The following is a 1015-nucleotide window of genomic DNA, read 5'->3' on the forward strand; positions in this document are numbered from 1 at the left end:
GCCTGGCCATGTGCGTGTCGTGGAGATGTCCACCAATGATTCCTGGCTGCGCGACAGCGGTCCCAACTTCGTCGTCAACGATCAAGGCGACGTGCGTGGCGTCGATTGGATCTTCAACGCCTATGGCGGTTTTGACGGCGGCCTCTATTCGCCATGGGACCTGGATGACCTTGCGGCGCAAAAAGTGCTCGAAATCGAGAACATGGATCGCTACCGCGCACCTCTGATCGCCGAGGGTGGCGGGTTGCAGTGCGACGGTCAGGGCACGCTCATCACGACGGAGCAATGCCTGCTCAACCGAAATCGCAACGCTCATCTCGGCAAGGCCGAGGTGGAGCGCCAGCTTGGCGACTATCTCGGTGTCGACACCGTCATCTGGCTGCCACGCGGCTTTGCCTTCGACGAGACCGACGGCCATGTCGACGACGTCTGCTGCTTCGTGCGCCCCGGCGTGGTCGTGCTGAGCTGGACCGACAATCGGGACGACCCACAATATGAGATCGTGCGCGAAGCCGAGGCGGTGTTGCGTTCGGCTCGTGATGCGAAGGGCCGCGCGCTGGAAGTTCACCGGCTGCCCCATCCCTTGCCGATCGAGATGACGCCGGAAGAAAGCGACAGCGTGGACCGGCTGGATTCGACCTGGGCGCGACCGGCCGGAAACCGGATCGCGGCGAGCTACATCAACTACTATCCGGGCAACAGCGTCGTGGTGGTGCCGCAGTTCGGCTGCGATCTCGATGTGAAGGCCAAGCGGACGCTGGCCGAGCTGTTTCCCGACCACCGAATAGTCGGCATCGAAAACTCGCGAGAGATCCTGCTGGGCGGCGGCAATGTCGCCTGCATCACCTTGCCGGTCTATGCCCCGCAACGACGTTGAGGGACGGAGCATGCCGAGAACACATAGCGAAAACGGAGGACATTCATGCGCGCTCTGATCTTCTCAACCCTGCTTGCCTGCGGCGTCTGCGCAAATGCGGCTTCGGCGGACGAGGAAAAGATCGTCAACGTCTACAAC

1 protein-coding gene is annotated in these 1015 nt (G+C 62.1%); it reads left to right on the plus strand.

What is annotated here, in order from left to right; translation table 11 throughout:
* A partial coding sequence (gene aguA, locus EN879_RS37105) for an agmatine deiminase (protein ID WP_127274767.1) occupies positions 1-877 on the plus strand: 877 nt, incomplete at its 5' end.
* Positions 878-1015: the final 138 nt, after the last annotated feature.

The organism is Mesorhizobium sp. M7A.F.Ca.AU.002.02.1.1, from assembly GCF_003998535.1.
In the GTDB taxonomy this organism is placed as follows: domain Bacteria; phylum Pseudomonadota; class Alphaproteobacteria; order Rhizobiales; family Rhizobiaceae; genus Mesorhizobium; species Mesorhizobium ciceri.